Source organism: Scrofimicrobium sp. R131, assembly GCF_040256745.1.
GTDB lineage: Bacteria > Actinomycetota > Actinomycetes > Actinomycetales > Actinomycetaceae > Scrofimicrobium > Scrofimicrobium appendicitidis.
In genome coordinates this window covers 1,087,115-1,113,355 of the sequence record NZ_CP138335.1, presented here as the reverse complement: position 1 = coordinate 1,113,355, position 26,241 = coordinate 1,087,115, and the positions used below count along the sequence as shown (strand labels likewise).

Genomic DNA, 26,241 nt, shown 5'->3' with positions numbered 1-26,241 from the left:
AATGCTTAGTCTTCCTCCAGCATTTCGAGGGTCAAAGCCGACTCGGTATCGGGGATTCCCTTTTCCGCTGCGAGCTTATCCGCCATGGCCAGGAGTCGGCGGATCCGGCCGGCGACCGCGTCCTTGGTCAGGGGCGGATCCACCTTCTGGCCCAGCTCCTCCAGGGAGGCCTGTTTGAACTGCACTCGGAGCTGGCCGGCCTCACGCAGGTGATCGGGGACGGAGTCCCCCAGGATCTCAAAGGCCCGCTCAACCCGCGCCCCCGCAGCCACCGCCGCCCGCGCCGAGCGGCGAAGGTTCGCGTCGTCAAAGTTCGCCAGCCGATTGGCCGATCCCCGTGCTTCGCGCTTTTCGCGGCGCGCCTGCCAGGTGGCAAAAGTTTCTTTAGCTCCGAGCGCGGAAATCAGGGTCCCGATCGCATCCGCGTCGCGCAGGACCACCCGGTCGGCCCCCCGAACCTGTCGGGTCTTCGCGGTCGCCCCAATTCGCCGAGCGCACCCGACCAGTGCCAGAGCCGCCTCGGGCCCGGGACAGGTGATCTCCAACGAGGCGGAACGACCCGGCTCCATCAGCGAACCCCGGGCCAGAAAAGCCCCCCGCCAAGCCGCAATCGCCTCGTCCACCCCGGCCCCCACAATCTGGGCGGGCAGGCCCCGAACCGGACGACCGGCCGCATCGACCAGCCCGGTCAGTCGAGCAATCTTGTCGGCCTCCTTGACCACGCGCACCACGTAGCGTTTACCCTTCCGCAGGGCCCCGCCACTGACAACCACCACGGTGGACTCGGCTCCGTACAGCAGGTGCAGGAACGTTCGCAGCCGATGAGCCACCAGCAGCGAGTCAACCTCCGCCTCAATCAGGATCCGACCGCCGACCAGGTGCAGGCCGCCGGCAAAGCGCAAGATTGCGGCCGCCTCTGCGGCCACCTGGGTGGGCTGGTCCACGCGGATCCGAACCAGCTCATCCTTCATGTTTCCAGTGAGAGCTAAGGATTGCTCCATTTATGCCAACCAATTCTCCGTCTTGCCAACCTCGCCCAGATAGCCTTCGAACGCATCGCGAAGAGCCGCCGCCAATCGTAGCGGATCGTGAATGGGAGCCCCGGAACCAGAGCGCACCTGGCGCAGCAGCAACCGCGCCCCCACCCGCTCAGCGGCCTCAACCAGGTCGTCCACGTCGTCCACGGCCGTCGGGTCGGCAATGACCACGTCCAGCTTGAAGTCCGGCGCCATCTGGTAGAGGACCCGGATGTGATCGGCGGTGGAGAGCAGTTCCGTCTCCCCCTCCTGCCGGGCCAGATTCATGATCAGGGCCCGGTGTGCCTCGGTGGTTACCAGCGCCCGGTGCAGATCGCTGACCAGCAGGTGCGGCAGGACCGATGAATACCAGGAGCCGGGGCCAAGCACCACCCACTCGGCTTCCTGGGTCGCTCGAATGACTTCCTTGGGAACTCGGGGATGATCGGGGATCAGGCGAACCTCAGAGATCGGGTGTCCCACGGTGGCCACCTCAGTTTGGCCGCGAACCACCTCGAGGCGCCCCTCCACCTCAATGGTGGCTTCAATCTGGAGCGGGTCCAGGCTCATGGGCAGGACCCGGCCGTGCGCCTGCAGCAGGCGCGCCACCCAGTCCAGGCCCTCAACCGGATCGTCAAACATCTGCCAGAGCCCGGTGATCAGCAGGTTCCCCAGGGCGTGACCGTTCAGCGGCCCGTCCGTTTCAAACCGGTGCTGCATCAGGTCGCGCCAGGTCAAACCCCACTCCGATTCGTGACAGAGCGAGGCCAAAGCCATCCGCAGGTCCCCGGGGGGCAGGATTTCCATCTCTTCGCGCAGGCGCCCCGACGACCCCCCATCGTCAGCGACGGTCACCACCGCGGTCAACTGGTGAGTTAGGTGCCGAAGTGCTTTCAGCGTGGCGGACAGGCCGTGCCCACCACCGAAGGCCACCACTCTTTGACCGCTGTTTCCGCGAATCGGGAAGCCCTGATTATCCAACAGTGACATCGAATCTGTTCCTTCGCTAGCGTCGGGCGATATCGCGGTGCATCACCTGCACCTGGTGTCCCCGGCGCCGCAGCCGCCGAGCCAAGTATTCAGTCATCGCCACCGACCGGTGGCGCCCACCCGTGCAGCCGATCGCCACGGTGACGTAGGGCTTCAGTTCGCGCCGGTAGCCGTCCAGCGTGCCCTCAATCAGTCGGGCGTAGGTGTCGCCGAACTCGCGCACGCCGGGCTGATTCAGCACGTAATCCGCCACCGGCTGATCCTTGCCGGTCAGGTGGCGCAGTTCCTCCACCCAATACGGGTTCTCCAGGAAGCGCATGTCGGCGACGAAGTCCGCATCCAACGGAATCCCGTGCTTGAAACCGAACGATTCGACGGTAATTTGGACCGGACGCACCTGCTCGCTGGCGACCAGGTCGCGCACGTGGCGGGACAGGTCGTGCACGGAGAGCTTAGTGGTGTCGATGATCTCGTCTGCCCGGTCCCGCAGCGGCTGCAGCAGTTGCCGTTCCGCGGTCAGGCCGTCCAGCAGGGTCCCCTCTCCCTGGAGCGGGTGGGGGCGTCGGTTCGACTCGTACCGGCGAACCAGCTCCCGGTCGGAGGCATCCAGGTAGATGATCCGATACGGGTATCCGGCCGCCCGGAGCTCGTCGAGAGCTTTCTCTAGCGCGTGGAAAAATTCGCGGCCGCGGACGTCAACTACGGCGGCCAGCCGGTGGACCCCATCCCCGACCGGCGTCATCATCCCGGCCAGATGCGGCAGCAGTGCCGGTGGAATATTGTCCACCACGTACCAGTCCAAATCCTCCAGGGCATTGGCTGCGTGGGTGCGCCCGGCGCCGGACCGACCGGTGACAATGATGATCTCATTCTCAACCGGCTCGGATCGGACCGAAAGTGCGTCCAAAGCGGGGATCCCGCTTGGAACAGTCAGTGGATCTGGCTCTCTGGTCATGGTCCTAGCTTGCCACCTTCCGGGCCCTCTTGTCCTGCTGCTGACGGCTTCCCCCCGCCCGCCAGTGACGCCTGGATGGTCGCGGCCAACTTGGGGCCGACCCCGGGAACTGAGGCCAGTTCTTCGGCCGAGGCGGCCCGGATTTTTCGGATCGAACCAAAGGTTTTCAGCAGCGCTTTCTGCCGAGCGGGACCGAGGCCCGGCACCGCATCCAGGGCGGACCGGGTCTGGGCTTTGCTGCGCTTGGCCCGGTGCTGCTTGATCGCGAACCGGTGCGACTCGTCGCGCAGGTGTTGGAGCAGGTAGAGCCCGGCCGAGCTGCGCGGGAGGATAACCGGGAAGGGTTCAGCGGGCAGCCAGATTTCCTCCAGTCGCTTGGCCAATCCCACCACCGGGATCTCCACCCCGACTTCGTCCAGGGCGGCCCGGGCCGCATTTACCTGGGGCAATCCGCCGTCGACCACCAGCAGGTCGGGTCGGTAGGCGAAGCGTCTCGGCTTGCCGGTCTGAGCGTCGATGGCCCCCGATTCGAGGTCCTCATCCGGTTCAACCCCGCGGCGGAACCGGCGGGTGAGCACTTCGCTCATGGCCGCCGTGTCGTCGGAGGTCTCACCCTGTCCCTGAATGTTGTACGTGCGGTAGGCATCCTTGCGGGGGGCTCCGTCTTCGAACACCACCATCGAGGCCACCCGGTTGGTTCCCCCGGTGTGGGAAATGTCGAAGCACTCGATCCGCAGGGGTGCTTCGGCCAGCCCCAGCGCGGTCTGGAGCTCTTCCAGTGCCACTGCCCGCTGGGTCAGGTCGCCGGCCCGGCGGGTCTTGTACACCTCCAACGAGTGGCGGGCATTTTGGGCCACGGTGTTCATCAGGTCCGCTTTTTGCCCCCGACGCGGGACCCCGATTTTCACCTTGGCTCCCCGGAGAGAACCGAGCCACTCTTCGAGGAACTGGGTTTCCGCCGGCTGGTGCGAGACCAGGATCCGGGCGGGGATCGCCTCCAGCGGCGTGTGCTCGACGTCGTCGACGGATACGGGCGCCACTTTTTGACGTCGAGCCGGCTGGTCCAGGTAGGTCTGCTCTAGCAGATCCCGCATCAGTTCCGGCTCTGTCCGCTCATCCACCCGCTCTATCACCCAGCCGCGGGTTCCGCGCACCCGCCCCCCGCGAACGTAAAAGACGTGGACGGCCACATCCAGATCGTCCCCGATCAGCGCGTAGATGTCGGCATCGGTGTCGACCGGCAGGACGATGGTGTTGCGCTCCTGCACCTTCTCTAGAGCCCGCAGTTGATCCCGGCGTTTGGCGGCAGTCTCGTAGTCCTGCTGGGCAGCCGCCTCGCGCATTTCCGCCTCCAGCTGGCGAACGAAAGGAGCGGTCTTCCCCTCCATGAAGGAGCAGAGCTCCTCCGCCAGGTGCCGGTGGTCCGCCTCGGAAATCCGGCCGACGCAGGGAGCGGAACAGCGGTCAATGTAGCCGAGCAGACAGGGCCGCCCCTGAGCTTGGGCCCGGCGAAGGACCCCTGGCGAACAGGTCCGAACCGGGAACGTGTTCAGCAGATTGTCGATCGTCTCCCGAATTGCCCATACGTGCGTGTAGGGACCGAAATAGCGGGTCCCGGGCCGGCGCGCATCGCGCGAAATGGCCACCCGGGGGAACTGCTCCCCCATCGAAACCGCCAGGTAAGGGTAGGACTTGTCGTCCCGGAAAATGACGTTGTAGCGCGGTTCCAGCTCGTTAATCCACTGGAACTCCAGGGTGAGTGCCTCGATCTCAGAGGCCACAATTGTCCACTGCACCGAGCGTGCGTGGGCCACCATTTGGGCGGTGCGCGGGTGTAGGACCGAGGGATCCTGGAAATAGTTGACGATCCGGGCCCGCAGGTTCTTGGCTTTCCCCACGTAAATGACGCGGCCCTCACCGTCCCGAAACCGGTAAACCCCAGGTTCGGTGGGGATTTCGGAGGTGGGCGGACGCCACCACGGTTGCCTGGCTGCCAACTCGAATTCCTTTCGTCGAGCCTCAGTCTAGTCGGCTCCCGACCAAATCCTGGATTAGTACCCCACCGGCAAAAACGCGTACTTTATGCTCATCGGGGAGCCCATCTAGAGAGGGAACTACATGTTTGACTCTGCTCAGTCCGTCGTCGATTTCATTGCCCGCGAAAACATCGAGTACCTGGACGTTCGCTTCTGCGATCTGCCCGGAGTCCAACAGCACTTTACGGTTCCGGCTCAAAGCCTCGACGCCGAAGAGCTCAGCCGAGGGATGATGTTCGACGGTTCCTCCGTTCGGGGCTTCACCGCCATCCACGAGTCCGACATGAAGCTGCTGCCCGACTTCAGTTCGGCCTACCTGGACCCGTTCCGGGCCGCGAAGACGCTGGTGCTGCTGTTCTCCATCGTGGATCCTCTGACCGACCAGCCGTTTTCCCGCGACCCCCGCCAGGTGGCGCTAAAGGCTGAGGCTTTCCTCCGGTCCTCCGGGATTGCCGACACCTGCTTCATTGGGGCCGAAGCCGAGTTCCACATTTTCGACTCCGTCCGCTACCAGGTCCAGCCGGAGAACACGTTCTACCAGATCGACGCCGCCTCAGCCCCGTGGAACACCTCCTCGGAACTGCCGAACCTGGGGCACCAGATGACCTTCAAGGGTGGCTACTTCCCGGTGTCCCCGCAGGACCACTACGCGGACCTGCGCGACTCGATGAGCAACCTGCTGCACCAGGTCGGCCTCGAAGTTGAGCGCGCCCACCACGAGGCCGGCGCCGTCGGACAGCAGGAAATCAACTACCGGTTCGCCTCCCTAACCCAGGCCGCCGACGACATGCTCAAGTTCAAGTATGTGATCAAGAATGCGGCCCTGGCCGCCGGCAAGTCCGCCACCTTCATGCCGAAACCGGTTTACGGGGACAACGGGTCGGGAATGCACACCCACCTGTCCCTCTGGAAGGACGGCGAGCCCCTGTTTTACGACGAGCGCGGCTACGCCTCCCTGTCCGACACCGCCCGCTGGTTCATCGGGGGCCTGCTGGAGCACGGTCCGGCCCTCCTCGCCTTCACCAACCCGTCGCTGAACTCCTACCGCCGGCTGGTGCCGGGGTTTGAAGCCCCGATCAACCTGGTCTACTCGTCGCGGAACCGTTCCGCCTGCATCCGGATCCCGGTGACGGGAACCTCCCCGGCCGCCAAGCGGGTGGAGTACCGGGTGCCGGACCCCTCGGCCAACCCGTACCTATCCTTCGCCGCCTGCCTGATGGCAGGAATTGACGGGATCAGGAACCGGTTGGAGCCGGCGCTCCCGATCGACAAGGACCTGTACGAGCTGCCCCCGGCGGACTACCAGGACATCGCCAAACTGCCGACCAGTCTGGACGGCGCCCTGGCCGCACTGAAGGCGGATCACGATTTCCTGCTGGAGGGCGACGTCTTCACCGAAGACCTGCTGGACACCTGGATCACGATGAAGGAGACCCAGGAGCTGGCTCCCTCCTACGTTTACCCGCACCCGATGGAGTTCCAGCTCTACTACGGTGTGTAGAATCCTCTTTCAAATTTTGTAGAATGGGGGAAACGCAACCCAGTAGAAAGAGCCGACCGATGACTACTTTCGAAGTTTCCCCGCCCGACAGCCTGGGAAATTCCCGGACCGTCCCGCAGCTTTACGCCGAGCGGGCCCACCGTTACCCCGGCAGCGTGGCCGTGGAAAAGCGGACCGCTTTCGGTGGTTGGCAGGACGTCACGATTGAGGAACTGCTCTCAGATGTGGAGCGGGTCGCCTGCGGCCTGATTGGCCTGGGCGTCCAGCCGGGGGAGAATGTCGCGATCCTGGCGGCCAACTCGTTCGAGTGGATGCTGCTAGATCTGGCCATCATGAACGTGGGGGCGGTCACCGTCCCCATTTACGAGTCGGACTCGGCCGCCCAAATTCGCCACATCCTGGAGGACGCAGACATTCGGCGGGTCTTCACCGCCACCCTGCAGCAGGCCGAGTTGGTCGCCAGCGTTCAAACCGACCGGGTTGAGCTGATCGACTCGATCGACCGCGGGGCGCTCCGCCGGATTGCCCAGGCTTCCCGCCACGTGGCCCCGATCGCGGTGATCGATCGGACCCGCCAAATTCGGGCCGAGGACCTGGCCACCATCATCTACACCTCCGGCACCACCGGGCTGCCGAAGGGCGTGGAGCTGACCCACCATAACTTTGTTACCACCTCCGACGCCGTCCACGACGTGCTGCCGATGATTGCGGACAACCCGCAGACCCGGGTCCTGCTGTTCCTCCCCCTCGCCCACGTGCTGGCCCGATTCGTCATGCACACGCTGGCGGTCAGCCCGGGGCGGATTGCTTTCTCACCCGACACTTCGAACCTGATTTCTGACATCGCGGCCTTCAAACCGACGGCGCTCCTGGCGGTGCCCCGGGTGCTGGAGAAGGTGTACGCCACCGCTCAGGGCAAGGCGGGAGGCGGTTTCAAGGGCAAGCTGTTCTCGTGGTCAGCCCGCCAGGCCAAGAGCCTGTCGGCCGCCGATCGACCCGGGGCGCTGCTTCGCGCCAAGGCTAAGATCGCGGACGAACTGGTTCTGAAGAAGATTCGGGCCGTGCTCGGCTCCAACCTGGAGTACGTCGTCTCCGGGGGCGCGCCCCTGGCCGCGGACTTGGCTCACTTCTACCGCGGGTTGGGAATCACCGTCCTGCAGGGCTACGGCCTGTCCGAAACCACCGGGCCGATCGCGGTGCAATTGCCCGGGGCCAACCCTCCCGGCAAGGTCGGACCCCTCCTGCCCGGCAACGAAGTGAAGATTTCCGAGGAAGATTCGGAGATCCTGCTGCGCGGGAACGCGGTCTTCCGCGGCTACCACAACCTGCCCAACACCGACCTGGTGGACGGCTGGTTCCACACCGGTGATATCGGAAGCGTGGACCCCGACGGACAGCTCCGGATCACCGGACGCAAGAAGGGCATCATTGTCACCGCCGGCGGAAAGAACGTGTCCCCAGAAGTGCACGAAGAGTCCCTGATGACGCACCCGCTGATCGGACAGGTGATTGTGGTGGGCGATCAGAAACCCTTCATCGGGGCCATCATCACCCTGGACCCGGAGACCCTGCCGGTCTGGCTGAAGAACAAGGGCCTGCCGATCGTCGACCCGGTGGTGGCCGCAGAAATGCCCGAAGTTCAGCGGTCCCTGCAAAAGGCCATTGACCGGGCCAACGCCAAGGTGTCCCGGGCCGAGTCAATTCGCAAGTTCAGAATCGTCAATGCCGAGTTCACCGTGGAGAATGGTTATCTAACCCCGTCGCTGAAACTCCGGCGCAACCAGGTGCTTGCTGACTACGCGGAGGAGGTCGAAGCCATCTACAGTGAGTAGGATGGTTTCAGCTCAGCAAGAGAGGTTCAGATGCACAACCCCGACGGATCCTGGGAGATCCTTGCGCCCATCGAAGTGGACGACCAGACCAGCATTCCGCAGCAGGTGTTCGACCGTGCCGCCCAGCGGCCCGACGACGTGGTGGCGGAGCAACGGGTCGGGGTGGGCAACTGGCGCGAGGTGAGTGCCCGCGAGTTCACCCACGATATCCGTCAACTGGCGCGGGGGCTCTCAGCGCTCGGGGTTCGACGCGGCACCCACGTGGCCATCTTGGCCGCCACCTCCTACGAGTGGGCGGTCCTGGACCACGCTGCTCTCACCCTCGGCGCGGTGGTGGTGCCGATTTACGAGTCGGATTCGGCCGTTCAGATCAAGCACATCCTCAGCGACGCCAAGGTATACCTGGTGATCACGCAGACGCTGCAGCAGGCCGAGCTGGTCCGCTCGGTCCGGCACAAGGGCGTCAAGCAAATTCTGTCGCTCGATGCCAATGCTCTGGACCAACTGCGCCAGGCTGGCCAGGCGGTCCCCGACGACGTCGTCGACCAGGCTTTGGCCGAAACCAAACTGGACGACATCGCCACCCTGATCTACACCTCGGGAACCACCGGGCTACCCAAGGGAGTAATCCTCACCCACGGCAACTTCGTCCGTCCCCTGATGCAGGCCTACGACATCCTGCCGATGATCATCGACGACTCCCGAGCCCGGGTGCTGCTGTTTCTACCGGTGGCGCACGTGCTGGCGCGATTCGTCATGCACGGGATCCTGATGGGCAAGGGCCGGCTCGGGTTCAGCCCGGACACCCGCACACTGCTCCAAGACATCAGTGACTTCCAGCCGACGGCGCTGCTGGCGGTGCCTCGCGTGCTCGAGAAGGTCTACAACTCAGCGGCCGCCAAAGCCGGTGGTGGGTTCAAATCGAAGCTGTTCTCCTGGTCGGCGCACCAGGCCCGGAGCCTGTCCGAGTCGACCGCGCTGCCTGGCCAGCACGCGGGCCTCCGCCTGCGGACCCGGCACCGGGCAGCCGACGCGCTGGTGCTGAACAAGATCAAGAAGGTGCTGGGGCCCAAGCTGGACATCGTCATTTGCGGCGGCGCTCCCCTCTCGGTTGACCTGGCCAACTTCTTCCGCGGGCTCGGGATCAAGCTGCTGCAGGGGTACGGGCTCTCCGAGACCACCGGCCCGATCACCGTTGAGCGAGTGGACGACAATCCGCCCAACTCGGTTGGCTACCTGTGGCCGGGCAACCGGATGCTGCTAGCCGAGGACGGGGAGCTGCTGCTGCGGGGTATTTCCGTGTCGCCCGGCTACCATAACCTGCCCAAGGTGACCGCGGAGACGTTCCGTGACGGCTGGTTCCACACCGGGGACCTGGCCGAAATCGACTCGCAGGGCCGACTGCGGATCACCGGACGCAAGAAGGAGATCCTGGTGACGGCCGGTGGGAAGAACGTCTCTCCCGAAGTGTTGGAGAAGCCGCTACTGTCCCACCCGCTCATCGGCCAGGTGATCGTGGTTGGGGACGGCAAACCCTACATTGGCGCCCTGGTCACCCTCGACGAGGAAATGGTCCGCCCGTGGCTCCGGAACCACGGCCTGTCCCCCGATCGGGCCCACGAGGCCGCCACGATCCCGGAGGTCCGCGACTCGATTGCCCGCGCCATCGCCAAGACGAACCAAAACGTGTCCCGGGCCGAGTCGATCCGCCGATTCCGGATTCTCAGCACCGATTTCACGGTTGAGAACGGCTATCTGACCCCGTCGCTGAAGCTGAAACGGCACAAGGTACTGAAGGATTTCGCCGCCGAGGTGGAGGGGCTCTACACGATGACGCCGGAGGAGCTCACCGGCACCGGCGGCACGGTCGCGCCCCCGGCCGCCTAGCGTCCCCGCTGCAGGATGTCCCGCAGGTACTGCCCGGTCCAGGACTCGGCCACCTCGGCCACCTGCTCCGGCTGACCGGTCGCGACCACCTGGCCACCGCCGGAGCCACCCTCGGGTCCCATGTCGATCACCCAGTCGGCGCACTTGATCACGTCCAGGTTGTGTTCAATCACGACCACGGTGTTGCCTTTGTCCACCAGGCTCTGGAGGACCAGCAGCAGCTTCCGGATGTCCTCCGTGTGCAGGCCCGTGGTCGGCTCATCCAGCACGTAGATGCTGCGCCCGTTGGAGCGGCGCTGCAACTCGGAGGCCAGCTTGACCCGCTGGGCTTCCCCACCCGACAGGGTCGTGGCCGCCTGCCCGAGCCGGACGTATCCGAGTCCCACCTCCACCAGAGTGTTCAGGTGCCGCGCAATCCGCGGGATCGCAGTGAAAAAGTCGGCCGCCTGCGAGATCGGCATGTCCAAAATGTCGGCCACGTTCAACCCGCGGTAGAGAATTTCCAGCGTCTCCCGGTTGTAGCGCGCGCCCCGGCAGACCTCGCAGGGGACGTAAACGTCGGGCAGGAAATTCATCTCAATCTTGATGGTGCCGTCACCCTTGCAGGCCTCACACCGTCCACCCTTGACGTTGAACGAGAACCGCCCCGGCCCGTAACCTCTCACCTTCGCTTCATTGGTGTCCGCGAACAGCTTCCGGATGTGGTCCCACACCCCGGTGTAGGTGGCCGGATTCGACCGGGGGGTCCGCCCGATCGGCGACTGATCCACGTGCACCACTTTGTCCAGGTGCTCCAGCCCCTGGATCGATCGGTGCCGCCCGGGAATCAGCCGGGCCCGGTTCAGCCGGTTGGCCAGCGAACGGTACAGGATCTGGTTGATCAGGGTGGACTTGCCCGACCCAGACACGCCGGTAATCGCGACCAGGAGTCCAAGGGGAATGGTCACGTCAATGTCTTGCAGGTTGTTCTCTTTGGCACCCTTGACCGTCAGGACCCGGTCCGGATCCACCGGGCGTCGCTCGGCCGGGATCCTAATCTGCTTGGCCCCGGACAGGTACTGCCCGGTGAGGGAATCCTCGTGGGTCATGATGCCCGCGACCGGACCGGAGTAGACGATGTCTCCCCCGCGTTCACCGGCACCCGGGCCGATGTCGACAATCCAGTTGGCCGACTCGATCGTTTCCTCGTCGTGTTCCACCACGATCAGGGTGTTGCCCAGGTCGCGCAGATGCTCCAGCGTGTTGATCAACCGTCGGTTGTCCCGCTGGTGCAGGCCAATTGACGGCTCATCCAGCACGTACAGCACCCCCACCAGGCCCGACCCGATCTGCGTGGCCAACCGAATCCGTTGGGCTTCACCACCGGAGAGGGAGCCGGCCGAGCGGGCCAGGGTCAGGTAGGTCAGGCCCACGTTCACCAAAAAGTTCAGTCGAGCCAAAATCTCGGTCAGAATTGGTTTGGCAATTTGGGCTTCCCGTCCGGTCAGCTCCAACTGCGTGAGGAACTCCAGCGCCTCGTCAATCGAAAGGGCGGTCAGCTCCGCAATGTTCAAGCCCCCGACCCGGACCGCCAGCACTTCGGGCCGCAGCCGGGCACCATGACACTTCGGGCAGGGCACCTCTCGCATGTAGCCGTCGAGCTTGTCTCGAACATAATTTGAGTCGGTCTCTTCGATCTTCCGTTCGACGTAGTTGGCCGCACCCTCGAACCCGGTCGTGTAGGCCCGCTGACGCCCCCACCGGTTCTTGTACTTGACGTGCACCTCGAAGTCTTTCCCGAAGATGATCGCCTGCCGAACCTCGGGGTCCAGGTCCTTCCAGGGGGCGTCGACATCGAAGCCTAACTGCTCGCCGAGCGAGGCCAGCACCTGCTGGTGGTAGCGCTGGTTGGGTCCCCACACCGCCACCGCGCCTTCGGAGAGCGACAGTTCTTCGTCCGGGACCAGCAGGCCCGGATCCACCTCGGTCCGAATCCCCAGGCCCGCACACTCCGGGCAGGCCCCGTAGGGCGCGTTGAAAGAGAAGGTCCGCGGCTCGATCTCTTCGAGGCCCAGCTGGTGATCGTTCGGGCAGGCCCGCGTTTCGGAGAACCGGCGGTACTTGTCCGGGTCCCCCTCCGCCAGATCCACCTGGTCGGTGACTACCAGTCCCTCGGCCAGCGCCAGGGCGTTTTCCACCGAGTCGGTCAGGCGCCCCTTCAGTCCCTCCCTGATCACCAGGCGGTCCACAATTACGTCGATGTCGTGCTTGAGTTTTTTCTCCAGCACCGGGGGGTTGTCGAGCCGGTGCATCTCCCCGTCTACTTTGGCCCGCGAATATCCGCGCGCTAGCAGTTCGGCAAACAGCTCCGAGTACTCCCCTTTCCGGCCGCGGACCACCGGGGCCAGCACCTGAAACCGGGTCCCCTCAGGCCAGTTCAGAATCTGGTCCACGATCTGCTGGGGGGTCTGCGCGGTGATCCGCTCACCGCAAACCGGGCAGTAGGAAACGCCGGCACGGGCGTAAAGCAGACGGAGGTAGTCGTAGACCTCAGTCACGGTGCCAACCGTGGATCGGGGGTTTCTGGATGTCGATTTCTGGTCGATCGAGACGGCCGGGGACAGGCCCTCGATGAAGTCGACGTCCGGCTTATCCATCCGACCAAGGAACTGACGGGCGTAGGAGGAGAGCGACTCAACGTAGCGGCGCTGCCCTTCCGCAAAAATGGTGTCGAAAGCCAGTGACGATTTCCCGGAACCCGACAGACCGGTAAAGACGATCATTTGGTCCCGGGGCAGCTCCAAGCTGACGTTCTTCAGATTGTGCTGGCGGGCCCCGCGAATTATCAGTTCGTTAGTCACCCGACCATTGTAGGGGGAAATGCAAGTTCTCGCACGCCTGTTCGACTACGGCGAAGCCGGGGACGACGAAACCCCGGACAGACCAGCTGTCCGGGGCCTCAGTCAGACTTAGGCTTTTGCGTCTTCCTTCGCCTTCAACTGCCGGAGGACGTACTGCAAAATGCCGCCGTTCCGGTAGTAGTCGGCCTCGGCCGGAGTGTCGATCCGCAGGCGGGCATCGAACTCGACCGTGGAGCCGTCATCCTTGGTTGCGCGAACGTGCACGGTGGCCGGGGTCCGGCCCTCGTTCAGTTCGGTCACACCGGAAATGTCGAACACCTCGGTTCCATCCAGGCCCAGGGTGTTGCGGTTCTCCCCCGCCGGGAACTCCAGGGGCAGCACGCCCATCCCGATCAGGTTCGAGCGGTGGATCCGCTCGAAGGATTCGGTGATCACGGCCTTGACCCCGAGCAACGAGACGCCCTTGGCGGCCCAGTCGCGCGAGGAGCCTGAACCGTACTCGGCCCCGGCCAGCACCACCAGCGGGGTCCCCTCCGCCAGATAGTTCTGCGCCGCCTCGAACACCGTCGTCTGCGGTCCGCCCTCGCGGGTGAAGTCGCGGGTGAAGCCGCCTTCCACCCCGGGCAGCATCTCGTTGCGGATCCGGATGTTCGCGAAGGTGCCGCGAATCATCACCTCGTGGTTCCCGCGTCGGGAACCGTAAGAGTTGAAGTCACGCGGCTGCACCCCGTGTTCCAGCAGGTACTGCCCCGCCGGAGAGTCGGAGCGGAACGAGCCCGCCGGGGAAATGTGGTCGGTGGTGACCGAGTCGCCGAGTCGCAGCAGCACCCGCGCCCCGGTGATGTCCTGGACGGGTTCCGGCGTGGCCGGCATCCCCTCGAAGTAGGGGGCGCGGCGCACGTAGGTGGAGTCCCCCTCCCAGGTGAAGGTGGACCCGTGCGGAATCTCCAGCTGGTTCCAGTGCTCGTCACCCTTGAACACGTCGGCGTAGTCCTTCAGGAACATTTCTCGGGTCACCGACGAGTCGATTACCCGCTGGACCTCGTCGGCATCCGGCCAGATGTCAGCCAGGTAGACGTCGTTTCCGTCCTGGTCCTGCCCGAGGGGATCCGCCACGAAGTCGAAGTCCATCGTGCCGGCCAGGGCGTAGGCCACCACCAGCGGCGGCGAGGCCAGATAGTTCATCTTCACGTCCGGGTTGATCCGGCCCTCAAAGTTGCGGTTGCCAGACAGGACCGAGACGACCGCCAGGTCTTCCTCGTTGACTACCTTGGAGACTTCGGGCGGCAGCGGACCGGAGTTCCCGATGCAGGTGGTGCAGCCGTAGCCAACCAGGTTGAACCCCAAAGCATCCATGTCGGGCATCAGACCCGCGGCCTCGTAGTAGTCGGTCACGACCTGCGAGCCGGGCGCCAGTGAAGTCTTCACCCACGGCTTGACCTTCAGCCCCTTCTGGTTGGCATTTCGTGCCAGCAGTCCGGCCGCCAGCATCACCGACGGGTTGGAGGTGTTGGTGCAAGAGGTGATCGAAGCGATCGCCACCGCGCCGTGATCCAGCACCGTCTCGGTGCCGTCGGCCAGGGTTACCGGAACCACCTTGTGGGCCCGATCGCCCTGCAACTCGTGGTGCTCGGGTTGCGAGCCGTTCCGGTCCTTCATGTCGTCCAGGTTGACGGGATCCGAAGCTGGGAACGAGCCCTCCAGCGCGTGATCCAAGCTGGTCTCGTGTACCTCGGTGTCGTAGTCGACGTAGTCCTTGAGCGAGGAGCGGAAGGAGTTCTTCGATTCGGTCAGCGAGATCCGGTCCTGGGGTCGCTTCGGGCCCGCGATGGACGGCACCACGGTGGACAGGTCCAGTTCCAGGTACTCGGAGTACTCCACCTGGGCGGACGGATCGTGCCACAGTCCCTGTTCCTTGGCGTAAGCCTCGATCAGCTGGACCTGTTCCTCGGACCGCCCGGTCAGGCGGAAGTAGTCGAGGGTGACCTGGTCGATCGGGAAGATCGCGGCGGTCGAGCCAAACTCCGGGCTCATGTTGCCGATGGTGGCCCGGTTGGCCAGCGGCACCTGGCCGACGCCCTCGCCGATGAACTCGACAAACTTGCCGACCACTCCGTGAGCGCGCAGCATCTCGGTGATAGTCAGCACCACGTCGGTGGCGGTGGCCCCGGGGGGAATCGAGCCGGTCAGCTTGAAGCCGACCACCCGCGGGATCAGCATTGAGATCGGCTGGCCGAGCATGGCCGCCTCCGCCTCAATCCCGCCCACGCCCCAGCCGAGCACACCCAGGCCGTTGACCATGGTGGTGTGCGAGTCGGTGCCGACACAGGTATCCGGGTACGCGAGCGTGCGCCCATCCTGCTCAGCCGTAAACACTCCGCGCGCCAAGTATTCGATGTTGACCTGGTGCACGATTCCGGTGCTGGGCGGAACCACTTTGAAGCTGTCAAATGCGGTCTGTCCCCACCGGAGGAACTGGTACCGCTCGTAGTTGCGCTCGTATTCGCGTTCCACATTGCGCTGGAACGCCATCTTCTGCCCGAACACGTCGATTTGAACCGAGTGGTCAATCACCAGTTCGGCCGGTACCTGCGGGTTGATCGCATTCGGATCCCCGCCCATCTGGGCGAAAGCCTCCCGCATCACGGCGAGGTCCACCACGCAGGGAACCCCGGTGAAGTCCTGCATGATCACCCGCGCCGGGGTGAATTGAATCTCATGAGACGGCTGCGCCGCCGGATCCCAATTAGCAATGGCCTGAATGTGGTCGGCGGTGATGTTCTCACCGTCTTCATTCCGCAGCAGGTTCTCTGCCAGGATTTTCAGCGAGTACGGCAGCTTTTCCGTCCCCGGTACGGCAGCGAGTCGAAAAATGTCGTATTCCTTGCCCCCAACGGCAAGTGTTCCACGCGCTTTGAAGCTATCTTTAGTCACCTGTGCCTCCTTCGGTTAGATGCGGGAGCCCTCCCCTGGAGTCTACTCTATATCTCGACGTCAAGATAAAGTCTGCCCGCCACACAACAAGGCTACGTCAGCTCAGCCGGCTTTGGGGGTCCAATTCAAGGTGGCCACGGTCTCGACGTGGTGCGTGTTGGGGAACAAGTCCCACGCCTCCAACTGGGCCAGTTCATAGCCGCGCCCCACCAGCAGCGCCAGGTCTCGCGCTGCCGCCGCCGGATCGCAGGAAACCAGGACAATCCGGTCGGCCTCCACCGCTTGCAGCAGATCCCGGTTGGCTCCTTCCCGCGGCGGGTCGAGCACCAGCAGGTCGGGCCGGAACCCGGCTTGGTTCAGGATTTCCGCATCCACCTTTCCCACATTGAGCTGGGTGGTGGCGCCTCCGTCGAGTTGGGTCAGGTTGTGGGCCGCGTCTTCCACCGCGCGGCGGTCACTTTCCACCGTCGTCACCCGGGCGGCCCGCTCCGCCAGGAAATAGGTGAAGAGACCGGCCCCCGAGTACAGCTCCAGCACGTTTTTTCCGGTCAGCTCCCCCGCTCCGCGCAGCACCGCCTGTGCCAGCACGGTGGCTGCCTCCCGGTGGGTCTGCCAAAAGCCTGCGGCCCGCACCTGGAACCGGACGCTCTGACCGCCGGCTTCGACCCGCCAGTAACCCACGGGAGCCGCGGTCTTGCCCTTCAGGTCCAGACAGCGTTTGCCCGCCAGTACCAGCGGGGCCGAGTCGGTGGGAGCCACCAGGTTCACTGTTTCACCCTTGCGCCAGCGCGCCTCCCATCTGGGCGAGGTGAACACCCCCGCCTCGGCAAAAACCGGGTCCAGGAGTGGAAACTCGCGAACCGACTCCAGCTGGTGAGACCGGTAGCCGCTGATCGACAGGTGACCGTTCTTGGCGACCCTGAACCGAGCGCGCGTGCGCCGACCCCAGCCGTCCGACTCGTCGCCGGGAGCGGGCCTCACCACCAGGGTGCCCAGTTCCTCCGCCGCCCGGGCCAGCTCTCGGCTCCCCACCCGCTGAAACTGGTCCCGCAGCACCTGAGCTTTCCACTCGCGCTGGGCCGGAGCGGAAAGGAAAGCTAAATCGGCCCCGGGGACGGAGGTGGTCGAAATCCGATCGGCAGAGGGCTCAATCACCTCGGTGACCTCCGCCCAGCTGAGCCTCGACTGGGGAGAGGTGATCCGAACGCGGACCAGCTCACCAGGAGCTCCGCCCCGAACAAAGTAGAGTCGTCCCTCCTGATCGTGAGCCACGCAGGCACCGCCGTGGGCGGGCGCCCCCAGCCGCAGTTCGATCGGCGGGAGGTCAGAAACGGTAGGAGGGGTCACAGAAACCTTCTTCAGCTAGGACGGGCGGATGCAGATAATGGTAGTTTGTAGACGTGCATTTCGTCATTATGGGCTGCGGCCGGGTAGGCGCCCGCGCCGCCACCGAGTTGGACAGCGCGGGTCACTCCGTCGCGATCATCGATCGACGTACCGTCGCGTTCGAGCGGTTGAGCGACGATTTTTCCGGCCAGCGGGTCACGGGCAACGGCTTGCACCGGGCGGTGCTTGAGCGGGCGGGAATTGCCGAAGCGTACGCCTTCGCCGCCCTCACCAACGGGGACAACTCCAACATTATTGCCGCCCGAACGGTGCATCAGATCTACCAGGTGCAGCAGGTGGTGGCCCGGATTTACGATCCGGACCGGGCGGAACTGTACGAACGGATGGGCATTCCCACCGTCGCTTCCGTCAAGCGCACGACCGCGGCCGTCCTCAAGCGACTGCTGCCGGCCAGTGCCACCATTGCCTGGGACGACCCCACCGGGGCGGTTTCGCTGCTGCGGGTGCGTCCATCGGCTGCTTGGATCGGCGTCCCCTTCAGCCAGATTGAACAGCGCGGCGGCTGCCGAGTGGCATTTGTCTCGCGCCTGGCCGGGATCCGGGTGGCGGAACCCAAGATGGTGGTCCAGGAGCACGACGAGTTGGTCATCGCCCAGTCCGGTACCGAGCCCGGTGCCCTGCGGAAGCTGCTCTCGCACGCTCCGGAAGGGGAACTCAGATGAGGATCGCGGTGGTTGGAGCCGGCTCGGTCGGGATTGCGATCGCCCGCGAGTTCATTGCCCACGGACACGACGTCACCCTAATCGACAGTTCCCCGGACGCAATCCACATCTCCGACGTGCCCCAGGCGGACTGGGCATTGGCGGACGCCTGCTCTCCGGCAGCCCTGGAAGATGCAGCTGTGCGCGAATGCGACTCACTGGTGGCGGCCACGGGCGACGACAAGGTGAACCTGGTGGTCTCACTGCTAGCCAAGACTGAGTTCGCGGTCCCCAAAGTGGTGGCCCGGATTAACGACCCGGGAAACGAGTGGATGTTCAACTCGAACTGGGGGGTCGACATTCCCGCCTCCACCCCCCGGGTGATGGCCGCCCTGGTGGAAGAGTCGATCTCGACCGGACGCGCAGTCCAACTGCTGTCCCTCTCGAACCAGACCGTGCTGTGCTTTGCCCTGACCGTGCCGGACAACTCCGTCCAGATCGAGGTCAACCCGGCTGAAATCGACTGGCCCCAGGAACTGGTAATCACCACTTTGATCCGAGGGGGCAAGCCGCTAGATGTCAGTCGGGTGAGCGGAATCCGGCCCGGAGACGAGCTGCTGATCACCTGTGCGCGTCAGGACGCGCCCCTGGTCAGTGAGCTGGAGGCTCTGTTTGCTCCGAGCTGAGTGGGGCGGGCGGCGCTGAGTCCGCCTCCGACTGGCTCACGCTGGCAGGTTTGCGACCCCGAAGCAGCACCCAAGTGAACCAGGCAGCCAGGCCAAAAAGCGGCAATCCCATTACCAGTTTGGCCACCCCCAGCGGCGCCACGGCGCCGGCCCAGTACAGCGGCAGCTGCACGCCCAATCGAAGGGCAAACACCGCGACCCACACCCAGGTCACCGCCACCGCACGGCGGTACAGCCCGGTCCCCCTCCCCTCGCGCATCCAGCTGCGCGGCAGATCCCAGAGGAACGTCAGGGCCCAGTTTCCCAGCGGTTGGCGCACGACGATTGAGAGCAGCAACGCCGCCGCGTAGCCGGCGTTGGTCAGCAGCCCCCAGGCAAAATAGTTCTCGGCCCGACCGGAGCTGACCGCCCAGACCACGCCGATGACGACGCCGATCAGACCGGCCAACGCCTGCGTGAGGGGCTGACGCTGCCCCAGCCGCACCGCGCAGAAGAGGACGGACAGGCCGGCCGAGCTTCCCACCGTCCACCAGAGATTGCCGGTGAGCACGAAGATGACAACGAAGATCAGGCCCGGGGCCAGACTCTCAATTACCCCTCGGGGCCCACCGATCGCATCGGTCACCGAAAATGAGTCGGTGCCCAGTGTGTCGGACCATTTTTGGCTCACGCTACTCCGCTCGAATTGAAAATTGGGGGTCCAGAATGCGCAGGCCACCGCCTTGGTTCCGTCCGACCGTTCCCTCGGCCACCAGATGGGCTCCAACCACGATTCCCGGAACCTGGTCCCGTCCCACCCAGACCAGGTGAATGGTTCCGGTGCCGTCACTGAGCTCGGCCCGGAACTGCTGGGGATCCTCGCTGGTTTCGACCTGCTGGACAATCCCGTGGATCCGGGCCTTGTGCCGCTCTTGACACTGGCCCACTGCCGAGCATGAGGGTTCATCAGGAATGCGGTCGTGCACTTCCCGCAGTGCCTCGGGCTTCCGCCACCGGTCAAGGAGACCCATTTACTTGTCCACCTGCACGGTTTCCTTCGGGATGGTCAACGGGAGCAGGCTCAGGCGCACCCGCGGCTCGTTGCCCCGGTTCACGATCAGGTTGTCGATCACGAAGTGGCACAGTTTCTCCTGCGCCTCATCTCCGGTGGCGGCTGCCCCCTGGATGTCGACTCGGACAATCCAGCGGGGTCCTTCCAACCCGAGGAACCGAACCGGAGTCTGGCCCTCTTCCCCGTTGGCCAGGCGCACCGGCAGCTTGGCGTGCAACTCGGTGCCGTACCGACCCGCCACCTCCTCGGCGGTCCCACCTTGCTTTTCCACGCTGGCAGCCAACTGTTCGCGCAGTTCCGGCCACGCCCCACCCGAGCGGGGGGCCGCAGCCACAAACACCCTCATCCCGGAGGTGCCCAGGATCAGTTGGATTCGATGCAGGGTCTTGCCATCAGCCTCAAACTGAGCCCGCACCTGCATTCCCGGGACCGGCGGCACATACAGGGAGCCCAGGTCCACGTACCCCTTTGGCGGCCCCTGTCCGTCGCTGTCTTTCGGCCCGACCAGCACCTCCTCGGGGGTTTCCTCCACCGCTACCGGTTCCGGGATATCTGCTTTCCGCTTAAACAGCGCCAACGCGATCGCCTCGTCCTATTCTTCGATTCCCCCTAATTATGCCGCACACTCGGTGCAGACCGGGAGCCCGTTCTCATCGGTGTAAGCGAGCTGCGATGAGTGGTGCACCAGGAAGCACTGTGAACAGGTGAACTCGTCTTCCTGCGGCGGAACGACCATGACCGTCAGTTCCTCTTTCGACAGGTCCGCTCCGGGCAACTCGAAGCTCTCGGCCGCCTCGTTTTCGTCCTCGTCTACTTCGTTTGAGCCAATGTCTGCCCGGCGCGACTGCAACTCCTCGATGGAGTCCTCGGAAATGTCGTCTTCATTCTTGCGGGGTGCGTCGTAGTCGGTTGCCATACCGTTCCTCTCGCTTCCAAACTGGAAAATCTGCAACGTGGGTGCGCGGGGATACTAACACCTTGGAGAGGCAAATGCACGCTCCGATCGAACACACCGAGGGCGACAGGGGGCGTTGGGCCGGAATTTTTGGCACCATGGGAGAAGACGAGGGGGGACAGATGATCGAATTGGAGTTCCTGGGCACGTCCGCTGACGGCGGAAGCGTCGTATTCACGGACCCGGAGGGCGAGCGGTACTGTGTCGCGATCAGCGACGAACTGCGCGCGGCCGTGCGCCGCGATCAGACGGCGCCCGAGACCCGCCCTCTCAACCGGGGGCAGTTGCGCCCCGCCGAGATCCAAGCCCTGCTCAGACAGGGAATGACGCCGGAAGAAATCGCCGAGCGCTACGGGGTGGCCCCCGCCTCCATCTCTCGCTACGAGTCCCCGGTCCTGGCCGAAAAGGCCTGGGCCATCAGCCAGGCGAAACAGTGTGCGGTCGGTCCGGACCTGACGGTCGAAGAGCTGGTTATCAACCGGCTGGCGACCCGCGGCGTCGATCACGAGTCGCTCACCTGGTCGGCACTGCGCCACCCAGGTGACGATTGGGAGATATCCGTTACTTTTATCCAAAGTGCCGTCCTCCGGGTGGCGACCTGGCGCCTGTCCGCCGACGGGAACCGGGTCGACGCGATCGATCAGGAAGCACACTGGCTGACCGAGAGCGTGTCCCCGACCGAACCGGTCCGCGCCCTGTTTGGAGTCCAGCCGTCCGAACCCGAACCTGTCCGCGAGGACCAGCAGTTGGAGGCCGAAGTCCTGGTGGACCAGCTGAACCAGCGGCGGGGCCGGCGCCAGCCCATCCTCGACCCGGTGGAACTGGAAGAGGAACCGACCAGCTCCCTGCCCTACTTCTCCACCCGCGTCTCCACCCCGGAATCGGAGGAAGAGGCGGAAACGCTGTTCACGCCCCCGCCTCCCCCGACGGCTCCGGCTGCGCCAAAGAAAAAGAAGCAGCGGCGCTCGGTTCCCTCCTGGGATGAGATCGTCTTCGGCGCTCGGCCCGACTAGCTCAGGATCAGGAGGGGAATCTCCAGTTCCTCCTCGGTAAACGAGCCGTGGACGCCCTCCAGCCCGACCATGCCCGCGCTCTGGGTCCGCGAGTCCACAATGACTCGGTTTCCGGCCAGGAAGACCACCGCCTCCCCCATTAGCTCATTCCCCGGCCCGTCCCCGAACACCCCCGGGTACTCTGCGGGGGCCAGAATCCGGGCCCGATCCCCCAGGTAGTCGGCCCAACGAGCCCGAACTGCCGCGCCGTCCTCGGCGTGCACGTGCACCGCTCGACCCTCACCGGCCAGCAGCTCAACCCCTTCAGCCAGGGCCGGAATCTCAGCCAAATCCAGACGCTCGTGCACCTGAACCATCCCGTGGTCAGCGGTCAGCACCACCAGGGTGTCGGCCGGCAGCCGGCGAAGGAACTGGCTCAACTCCGCATCAAAGTCCTCCAGCTCCTCCACCCACTGGGGTGAACCGGGGCCGTACCGGTGGCCCGCATGATCGATCTCTGACCAGTAGAGGTAGGTCAGGGACGGGCGCTCCCGGGCCAACCGGGCGGCCGCCTCGAACCGTTCCGCCAACGAGCGCCGGCCAACAAAGGTGGCCCCCCGGAACGCAGCCTGGGTCAAGCCGGAGCCGGCGAACTTCGGAGCGGTGACCACAAATGGCTCCACCCCCTCCAGCCGCGAAAAGTAGGTCTCCTGGGGCTGCCAGGTCAGCGGATCCACCCCGGGGGCAAATTGCAGCAGGTTCATCACCGAGTCTCCGTGGCGCACCGAATAGCCCACCATTCTGGTCTCACCCGGGAGCCGACCGGTCGAGAAGCAGGTCAAGGCGGCAGCGGTGGTCGAGGGGAGGCAGGTGGTCAACACCGGCCCCTGGAAGCTACTCAGGGTTCTCGCGTGTCCCCGGTGAGCCTGCAACTGGTGCCAACCGAGCCCGTCGACCACGATCACAATTGCGGAGCGAGCGGCAGGAAGTGTGATGCTGGACTCTTCCAGCGGGTGACCGAGCGCCGCGGCAACGGCCGGCAACACCTCACCAAGCCACGGCGAAGTTGGACGGTGCAAGATAATCTCCTCATTCCGGGGGCACCCCATCATACCGCTGGCCCATTTCGAAATGCGGGGTCACCTGCGCGATAATCGGGACATGACTGACACCCCGGAAGAACGCATCTCAGAGATCGATGTCTCTGAGGAAATGCGCGGCTCCTACCTCGAATACGCCTATTCGGTCATCTACTCGCGCGCGCTTCCCGATGCGCGCGACGGGATGAAACCGGTTCAGCGCCGAATCCTCTTTCAGATGAGTCAATTGGGGTTGCGGCCCGACCGGGGTCACGTCAAGTCTTCCCGCGTGGTGGGCGAGGTGATGGGCAAGCTGCACCCGCACGGAGACTCGGCCATTTACGATGCCCTAGTCCGGCTGGCCCAACCGTTCAACCAGCGGGTGCCCCTGGTGGATGGGCACGGTAACTTTGGATCGCTGGACGACGGTCCGGCTGCCCCCCGGTACACGGAGGCCCGCCTGGACCGGGCGGCACTGCTCCTCACCGACCAGTTGGATGAGGACACGGTCGACTTCGTCCCGAACTACGACAACCAGTTCCAACAGCCGGATGTCTTGCCGGCGGCCTTCCCCGCCCTGCTGGTCAACGGCGCCTCCGGGATCGCGGTGGGGATGGCCACGACCATTGCCCCGCACAACCCGCGCGAAGCCCTGGCCGGAGCCCTGCACCTGCTGGCACATCCGGACGCCACCGTCGACGACCTGATGGAGTACATCCCGGGGCCTGACTTCCCTGGTGGCGGCCTGATCCTGGACCTGGACGCCGTGGCGGAGTCGTATCGGACCGGACGCGGAACCTTCAAGGTTCGCGCCAAAGTGGTGGAGGAACGGATCTCTGCCCGAAAGATGGGGCTGGTCGTGACCGAGCTACCCTACATGGTGGGCCCGGAGCGGGTAATTGAGAAGATCAAAGATGCAGTCAACGCCGGCAAGCTGAAGGGCATCTCGGCCGTCACTAACCTGACCGACCGCCACCATGGCCTCCGCCTGGTGATCGACATCAAGGCCGGGTTCAACCCGCAGGCAGTCCTGGCTGGCCTCTACAAACTCACCCCGCTGGAAGAAACCTTCGCGGTTAACGCGGTCGCCCTGGTGAACGGCCAGCCCCGCGTCCTCACCCTGAAGGACATCCTGCAGGTGTTCGTGGATCACCGATTGGAAGTGGTCCGACGACGGACCCGGTTCCGCCTGGACAAGCGCCTGGCCCGCCAGCACCTGGTGGACGGGCTGCTGCTGGCCCTGGTTGACATTGACGAGGTCATCCAGATCATCCGGGCTTCCGACGATGCCACCGTGGCTCAGGAACGGCTGATGGTGGCCTTCGATCTGTCGGAAATTCAGGCTCAGTACATCCTTGAGCTCAGGCTCCGCCGACTGACGAAGCTGTCTCGGCTGGAGCTGGAACAGGAGCAGCGCGAGTTGGCGGACGAGATTGCCGCTCTGCGCGCGATCCTGGCCACGGAGGAGAATCTGCGCGAGGCGGTGGCCCAGGATTTGCGGGCAGCGGCCGAAATTCTGGATTCCCCCCGCCGGACCGTGCTTTCCGGCGCCGAGCCGGCGGTGCTCCCTCCCCCCACCGACCTGGAGATTCCGGACCTGCCGTGCCAGGTGGTCCTGTCCGCGGCCGGTGGGTTGGCCCGGGTAGCCGGGGCGGCTCCCCTCGCTCCCGGGGGCGACCTGCCCTCCTCCGTCTGGCGTTCCGTGGCTGCTACCAGCACGCGGGCGCAGGTGGCCGTGGTGACCACCGACGGCCAGGCTCATCGCCTCGACGTCGTCACCCTGCCCGAGGTGGCCCGAACCGAAGACGAACCGGTCTCCCTGGCCGGGGCGATTCCCGCTCGCGAACTGCTCGGGGTCGAGGCGGTTGGGGTCTTTGCCCTCACCGACACACCGGTGTTGGCCCTCGGCACCGCCCAGGGCGTGGTCAAGCGGGTCCGACCCGAACATCCCGAGTCGAAGGACACCTGGCCGGTAATCTCGCTGGACGAGGGCGATCAGGTGATCGGGCTCGGCCCCTCGGCGGACTCTCACGACCTGGTCTTTGTCACCGCCCGCGCCCAACTGCTCCGGACCGGCTCCACCAACGTTCGCCCCCAGGGGGTGAGTGCCGGTGGGATGGCGGGAATCAAGCTGGCCGCCGGTGACCGGGCCATCGCGTTTGCCTCGGTGGAACCCACCGAGGAGGCAACCGTGTTGACGGTAGCTCAGGCCGCGGGGACGCTAGCCGGAACCGCCTACACCTCGGCCAAGGTGACCAGCCTGCTCCAGTTCCCACCCAAGGGCCGGGCCACGCAGGGGGTTCGCTGCCAGCGCCTCCTGCGAGGGGAAGACTCGCTGGGACTGGCCTGGATCGGTGACCACCTGCCCCACGCGGAGAACGCCAGCGGGAAGCCGGTTCCGCTCCCCGAGCTCGACGAGCGGCGGGACGGCTCGGGCACTGCCCTCAAGCGAGCGTTCGACGCCGTCGGTTAGCAGGGGGCCGAGTAGCTCTTCACCTCGTAAAAACGGGTGAAACCTAAACCTTCGTAAAGTCGGGTGGTCAGCGGATCGCCCGGCTCGTCCACCGTGGCTCCCGTGTGAGTGACACCGGCCGCGGCTTGCCGGCCCATCGAGGCCAGGGCCAGGGCCTGGAACGTGTCCATCGAGGCGGCGGCCTCCGACACCGCCAGCAGGTCGATGAAACCCTCCTGGGTGCCCGTCTCCGTCGCAGCGGAGGCCATTAGGAACCCGGCCAGCTCCGGACGATCGCCCTGCCGGCTGACGGCTACGAACGACCATTCCGGCTGAAACAGTTCCCGGTGCGCTAACCACTGTTGGCGACTGACCGTGCCGTCGCCGCTCATCAGCCGGTTGAACAGGCGGCGGGCGGAATCCTCGTATTCCTCCGCCCACGGCTCCACCCCCAGGTAGGGGCCCAGGTTCGGCACTTCCGGCACGTCGAGTAGCAGGCGGCGCATCTCCACCGTGGAGCTGACCCAAGAGAATCCTTTGGACCGGAGGACCCCTTCCAACCCGGCCTGGTAGGGGTGAACCGAGGTGCGGATCAGGCCCGGCTTTGGCTTGCCCGACTCCTTCAGCAGCTCTTTGGCTTCCCGCAGCTGCCAGCGCATCATGGTTTCCCACATCTGCTTGGACTGCAGTCGGGGCTGCAGGAACGAGCGCGTCTCACACAGAGACTGGTCGACCCCGGAGATGGCCACCAGGGCGGCTGCCTGGACCTGTCCCGCCTGGTCTTCGCCGTAGATTCCCACCCAGCGCGGCGTTTCCTGCACCCAGAAAGCGATCTCCCGATCAGAAGTCGGGTACGGAACGAAACTAGCCCCTTCCACCTCCTGCACCAGCTGGTGCAGGATCGGCAAGCTCGCCTCGGTCAGAGGCCGCCACTGCAGGGTTGCCTCCTCGTCGGGGGGAAAGGAATCGTTCTTCATTCCCTCCACC

20 protein-coding genes are annotated in these 26,241 nt (G+C 65.0%); 7 read left to right on the top strand and 13 right to left on the bottom strand.

The features are described 5' to 3' along the window. Positions 1-5 precede the first annotated feature (5 nt). From whiA to uvrC, 4 genes are read right to left on the bottom strand one after another with little or no spacing between them, the layout of a single operon-like run. Positions 6-971: a DNA-binding protein WhiA gene (gene whiA, locus SAC06_RS05145; RefSeq protein ID WP_350257231.1), complete on the bottom strand. Its 966-nt coding sequence runs from the start codon at positions 969-971 to the stop codon at positions 6-8. A gap of 30 nt (positions 972-1,001) precedes the next feature. Beyond that, on the bottom strand, positions 1,002-2,006 hold the full coding sequence (locus tag SAC06_RS05140; RefSeq protein ID WP_350257230.1) for a uridine diphosphate-N-acetylglucosamine-binding protein YvcK: 1,005 nt from the start codon (positions 2,004-2,006) through the stop codon (positions 1,002-1,004). A 16-nt stretch (positions 2,007-2,022) separates the two neighbouring features. Next, a complete protein-coding gene (rapZ, locus tag SAC06_RS05135; RefSeq protein WP_350259134.1) occupies positions 2,023-2,961 on the bottom strand; it encodes an RNase adapter RapZ in 939 nt (312 codons plus the stop codon). Then, on the bottom strand, positions 2,958-4,958 hold the full coding sequence (gene uvrC / locus SAC06_RS05130; RefSeq protein ID WP_350259133.1) for an excinuclease ABC subunit UvrC: 2,001 nt from the start codon (positions 4,956-4,958) through the stop codon (positions 2,958-2,960). The genes rapZ and uvrC overlap by 4 nt, the downstream gene beginning before the upstream one ends. Positions 4,959-5,079: 121 nt before the next feature. Between uvrC and glnA the strand changes: the two genes are divergently transcribed. Genes glnA through SAC06_RS05115 form a run of 3 tightly spaced genes read left to right on the top strand, consistent with a single transcriptional unit; the run spans position 5,080 to position 10,217 of the window. Beyond that, positions 5,080-6,498: a type I glutamate--ammonia ligase gene (gene glnA, locus SAC06_RS05125; RefSeq protein ID WP_350259132.1), complete on the top strand. Its 1,419-nt coding sequence runs from the start codon at positions 5,080-5,082 to the stop codon at positions 6,496-6,498. Between the two features lie 59 nt (positions 6,499-6,557). Then, positions 6,558-8,330, top strand: a complete 1,773-nt coding sequence (locus tag SAC06_RS05120) for a long-chain fatty acid--CoA ligase (protein ID WP_350259131.1) — start codon at positions 6,558-6,560, stop codon at positions 8,328-8,330. Positions 8,331-8,360: 30 nt separating this feature from the next. Then, on the top strand, positions 8,361-10,217 hold the full coding sequence (locus tag SAC06_RS05115) for a long-chain fatty acid--CoA ligase (RefSeq protein WP_350259130.1): 1,857 nt from the start codon (positions 8,361-8,363) through the stop codon (positions 10,215-10,217). Here the strand turns inward: SAC06_RS05115 and uvrA are convergent. The 3 genes from uvrA to SAC06_RS05100 form a co-directional block, all read right to left on the bottom strand. Beyond that, a complete protein-coding gene (gene uvrA / locus SAC06_RS05110) occupies positions 10,214-13,057 on the bottom strand; it encodes an excinuclease ABC subunit UvrA (RefSeq protein WP_350259129.1) in 2,844 nt (947 codons plus the stop codon). The genes SAC06_RS05115 and uvrA overlap by 4 nt on opposite strands. Before the next feature lie 108 nt (positions 13,058-13,165). Then, complete coding sequence (locus SAC06_RS05105; protein ID WP_350259128.1) at positions 13,166-15,991, bottom strand: aconitate hydratase; 2,826 nt, start codon at positions 15,989-15,991, stop codon at positions 13,166-13,168. Positions 15,992-16,093: 102 nt separating this feature from the next. Further along, positions 16,094-17,338: a class I SAM-dependent RNA methyltransferase gene (locus SAC06_RS05100; RefSeq protein WP_350259127.1), complete on the bottom strand. Its 1,245-nt coding sequence runs from the start codon at positions 17,336-17,338 to the stop codon at positions 16,094-16,096. 53 nt (positions 17,339-17,391) lie between these two features. Here SAC06_RS05100 and SAC06_RS05095 point away from each other — a divergent pair, with 53 nt between their 5' ends. Together SAC06_RS05095 and SAC06_RS05090 are read left to right on the top strand one after the other, a co-directional pair. Continuing rightward, a complete protein-coding gene (locus SAC06_RS05095) occupies positions 17,392-18,060 on the top strand; it encodes a TrkA family potassium uptake protein (protein ID WP_350259126.1) in 669 nt (222 codons plus the stop codon). Beyond that, complete coding sequence (locus SAC06_RS05090) at positions 18,057-18,725, top strand: TrkA family potassium uptake protein (RefSeq protein WP_350259125.1); 669 nt, start codon at positions 18,057-18,059, stop codon at positions 18,723-18,725. The genes SAC06_RS05095 and SAC06_RS05090 overlap by 4 nt, the downstream gene beginning before the upstream one ends. On the opposite strand, the gene SAC06_RS05085 is transcribed toward SAC06_RS05090, so the two are convergent. Genes SAC06_RS05085 through SAC06_RS05070 form a run of 4 tightly spaced genes read right to left on the bottom strand, consistent with a single transcriptional unit; the run spans position 18,691 to position 20,692 of the window. Continuing rightward, complete coding sequence (locus tag SAC06_RS05085; RefSeq protein ID WP_350259124.1) at positions 18,691-19,395, bottom strand: DUF3159 domain-containing protein; 705 nt, start codon at positions 19,393-19,395, stop codon at positions 18,691-18,693. The genes SAC06_RS05090 and SAC06_RS05085 overlap by 35 nt on opposite strands. Before the next feature lies 1 nt (position 19,396). Next, positions 19,397-19,735 (bottom strand): OB-fold nucleic acid binding domain-containing protein, encoded by a 339-nt coding sequence (locus SAC06_RS05080; RefSeq protein ID WP_350259123.1) that lies wholly within the window; start codon positions 19,733-19,735, stop codon positions 19,397-19,399. Further along, positions 19,736-20,353, bottom strand: coding sequence for a DUF3710 domain-containing protein (locus SAC06_RS05075; RefSeq protein ID WP_350259122.1), 618 nt, complete (start codon positions 20,351-20,353; stop codon positions 19,736-19,738). Between the two features lie 36 nt (positions 20,354-20,389). After that, positions 20,390-20,692, bottom strand: coding sequence for a DUF4193 domain-containing protein (locus tag SAC06_RS05070; protein WP_350259121.1), 303 nt, complete (start codon positions 20,690-20,692; stop codon positions 20,390-20,392). A gap of 74 nt (positions 20,693-20,766) precedes the next feature. Here SAC06_RS05070 and sepH point away from each other — a divergent pair, with 74 nt between their 5' ends. Continuing rightward, the gene (gene sepH, locus SAC06_RS05065) at positions 20,767-21,744 is read left to right on the top strand and encodes a septation protein SepH (protein WP_350259120.1); all 978 of its coding nucleotides are present in this window, start codon (positions 20,767-20,769) and stop codon (positions 21,742-21,744) included. Here sepH and SAC06_RS05060 read toward each other — a convergent pair. Continuing rightward, entirely contained in the window at positions 21,741-22,802 is a 1,062-nt protein-coding gene (locus SAC06_RS05060) for a nucleotide pyrophosphatase/phosphodiesterase family protein (RefSeq protein WP_350259119.1), read from the bottom strand. The two genes, sepH and SAC06_RS05060, sit on opposite strands and share 4 nt — an antisense overlap. An 82-nt stretch (positions 22,803-22,884) precedes the next feature. Between SAC06_RS05060 and SAC06_RS05055 the strand changes: the two genes are divergently transcribed. After that, complete coding sequence (locus SAC06_RS05055; protein ID WP_350259118.1) at positions 22,885-25,275, top strand: DNA topoisomerase IV subunit A; 2,391 nt, start codon at positions 22,885-22,887, stop codon at positions 25,273-25,275. On the opposite strand, the gene SAC06_RS05050 is transcribed toward SAC06_RS05055, so the two are convergent. After that, the gene (locus tag SAC06_RS05050; protein WP_350259117.1) at positions 25,272-26,231 is read right to left on the bottom strand and encodes a hypothetical protein; all 960 of its coding nucleotides are present in this window, start codon (positions 26,229-26,231) and stop codon (positions 25,272-25,274) included. The two genes, SAC06_RS05055 and SAC06_RS05050, sit on opposite strands and share 4 nt — an antisense overlap. Positions 26,232-26,241 lie beyond the last annotated feature (10 nt).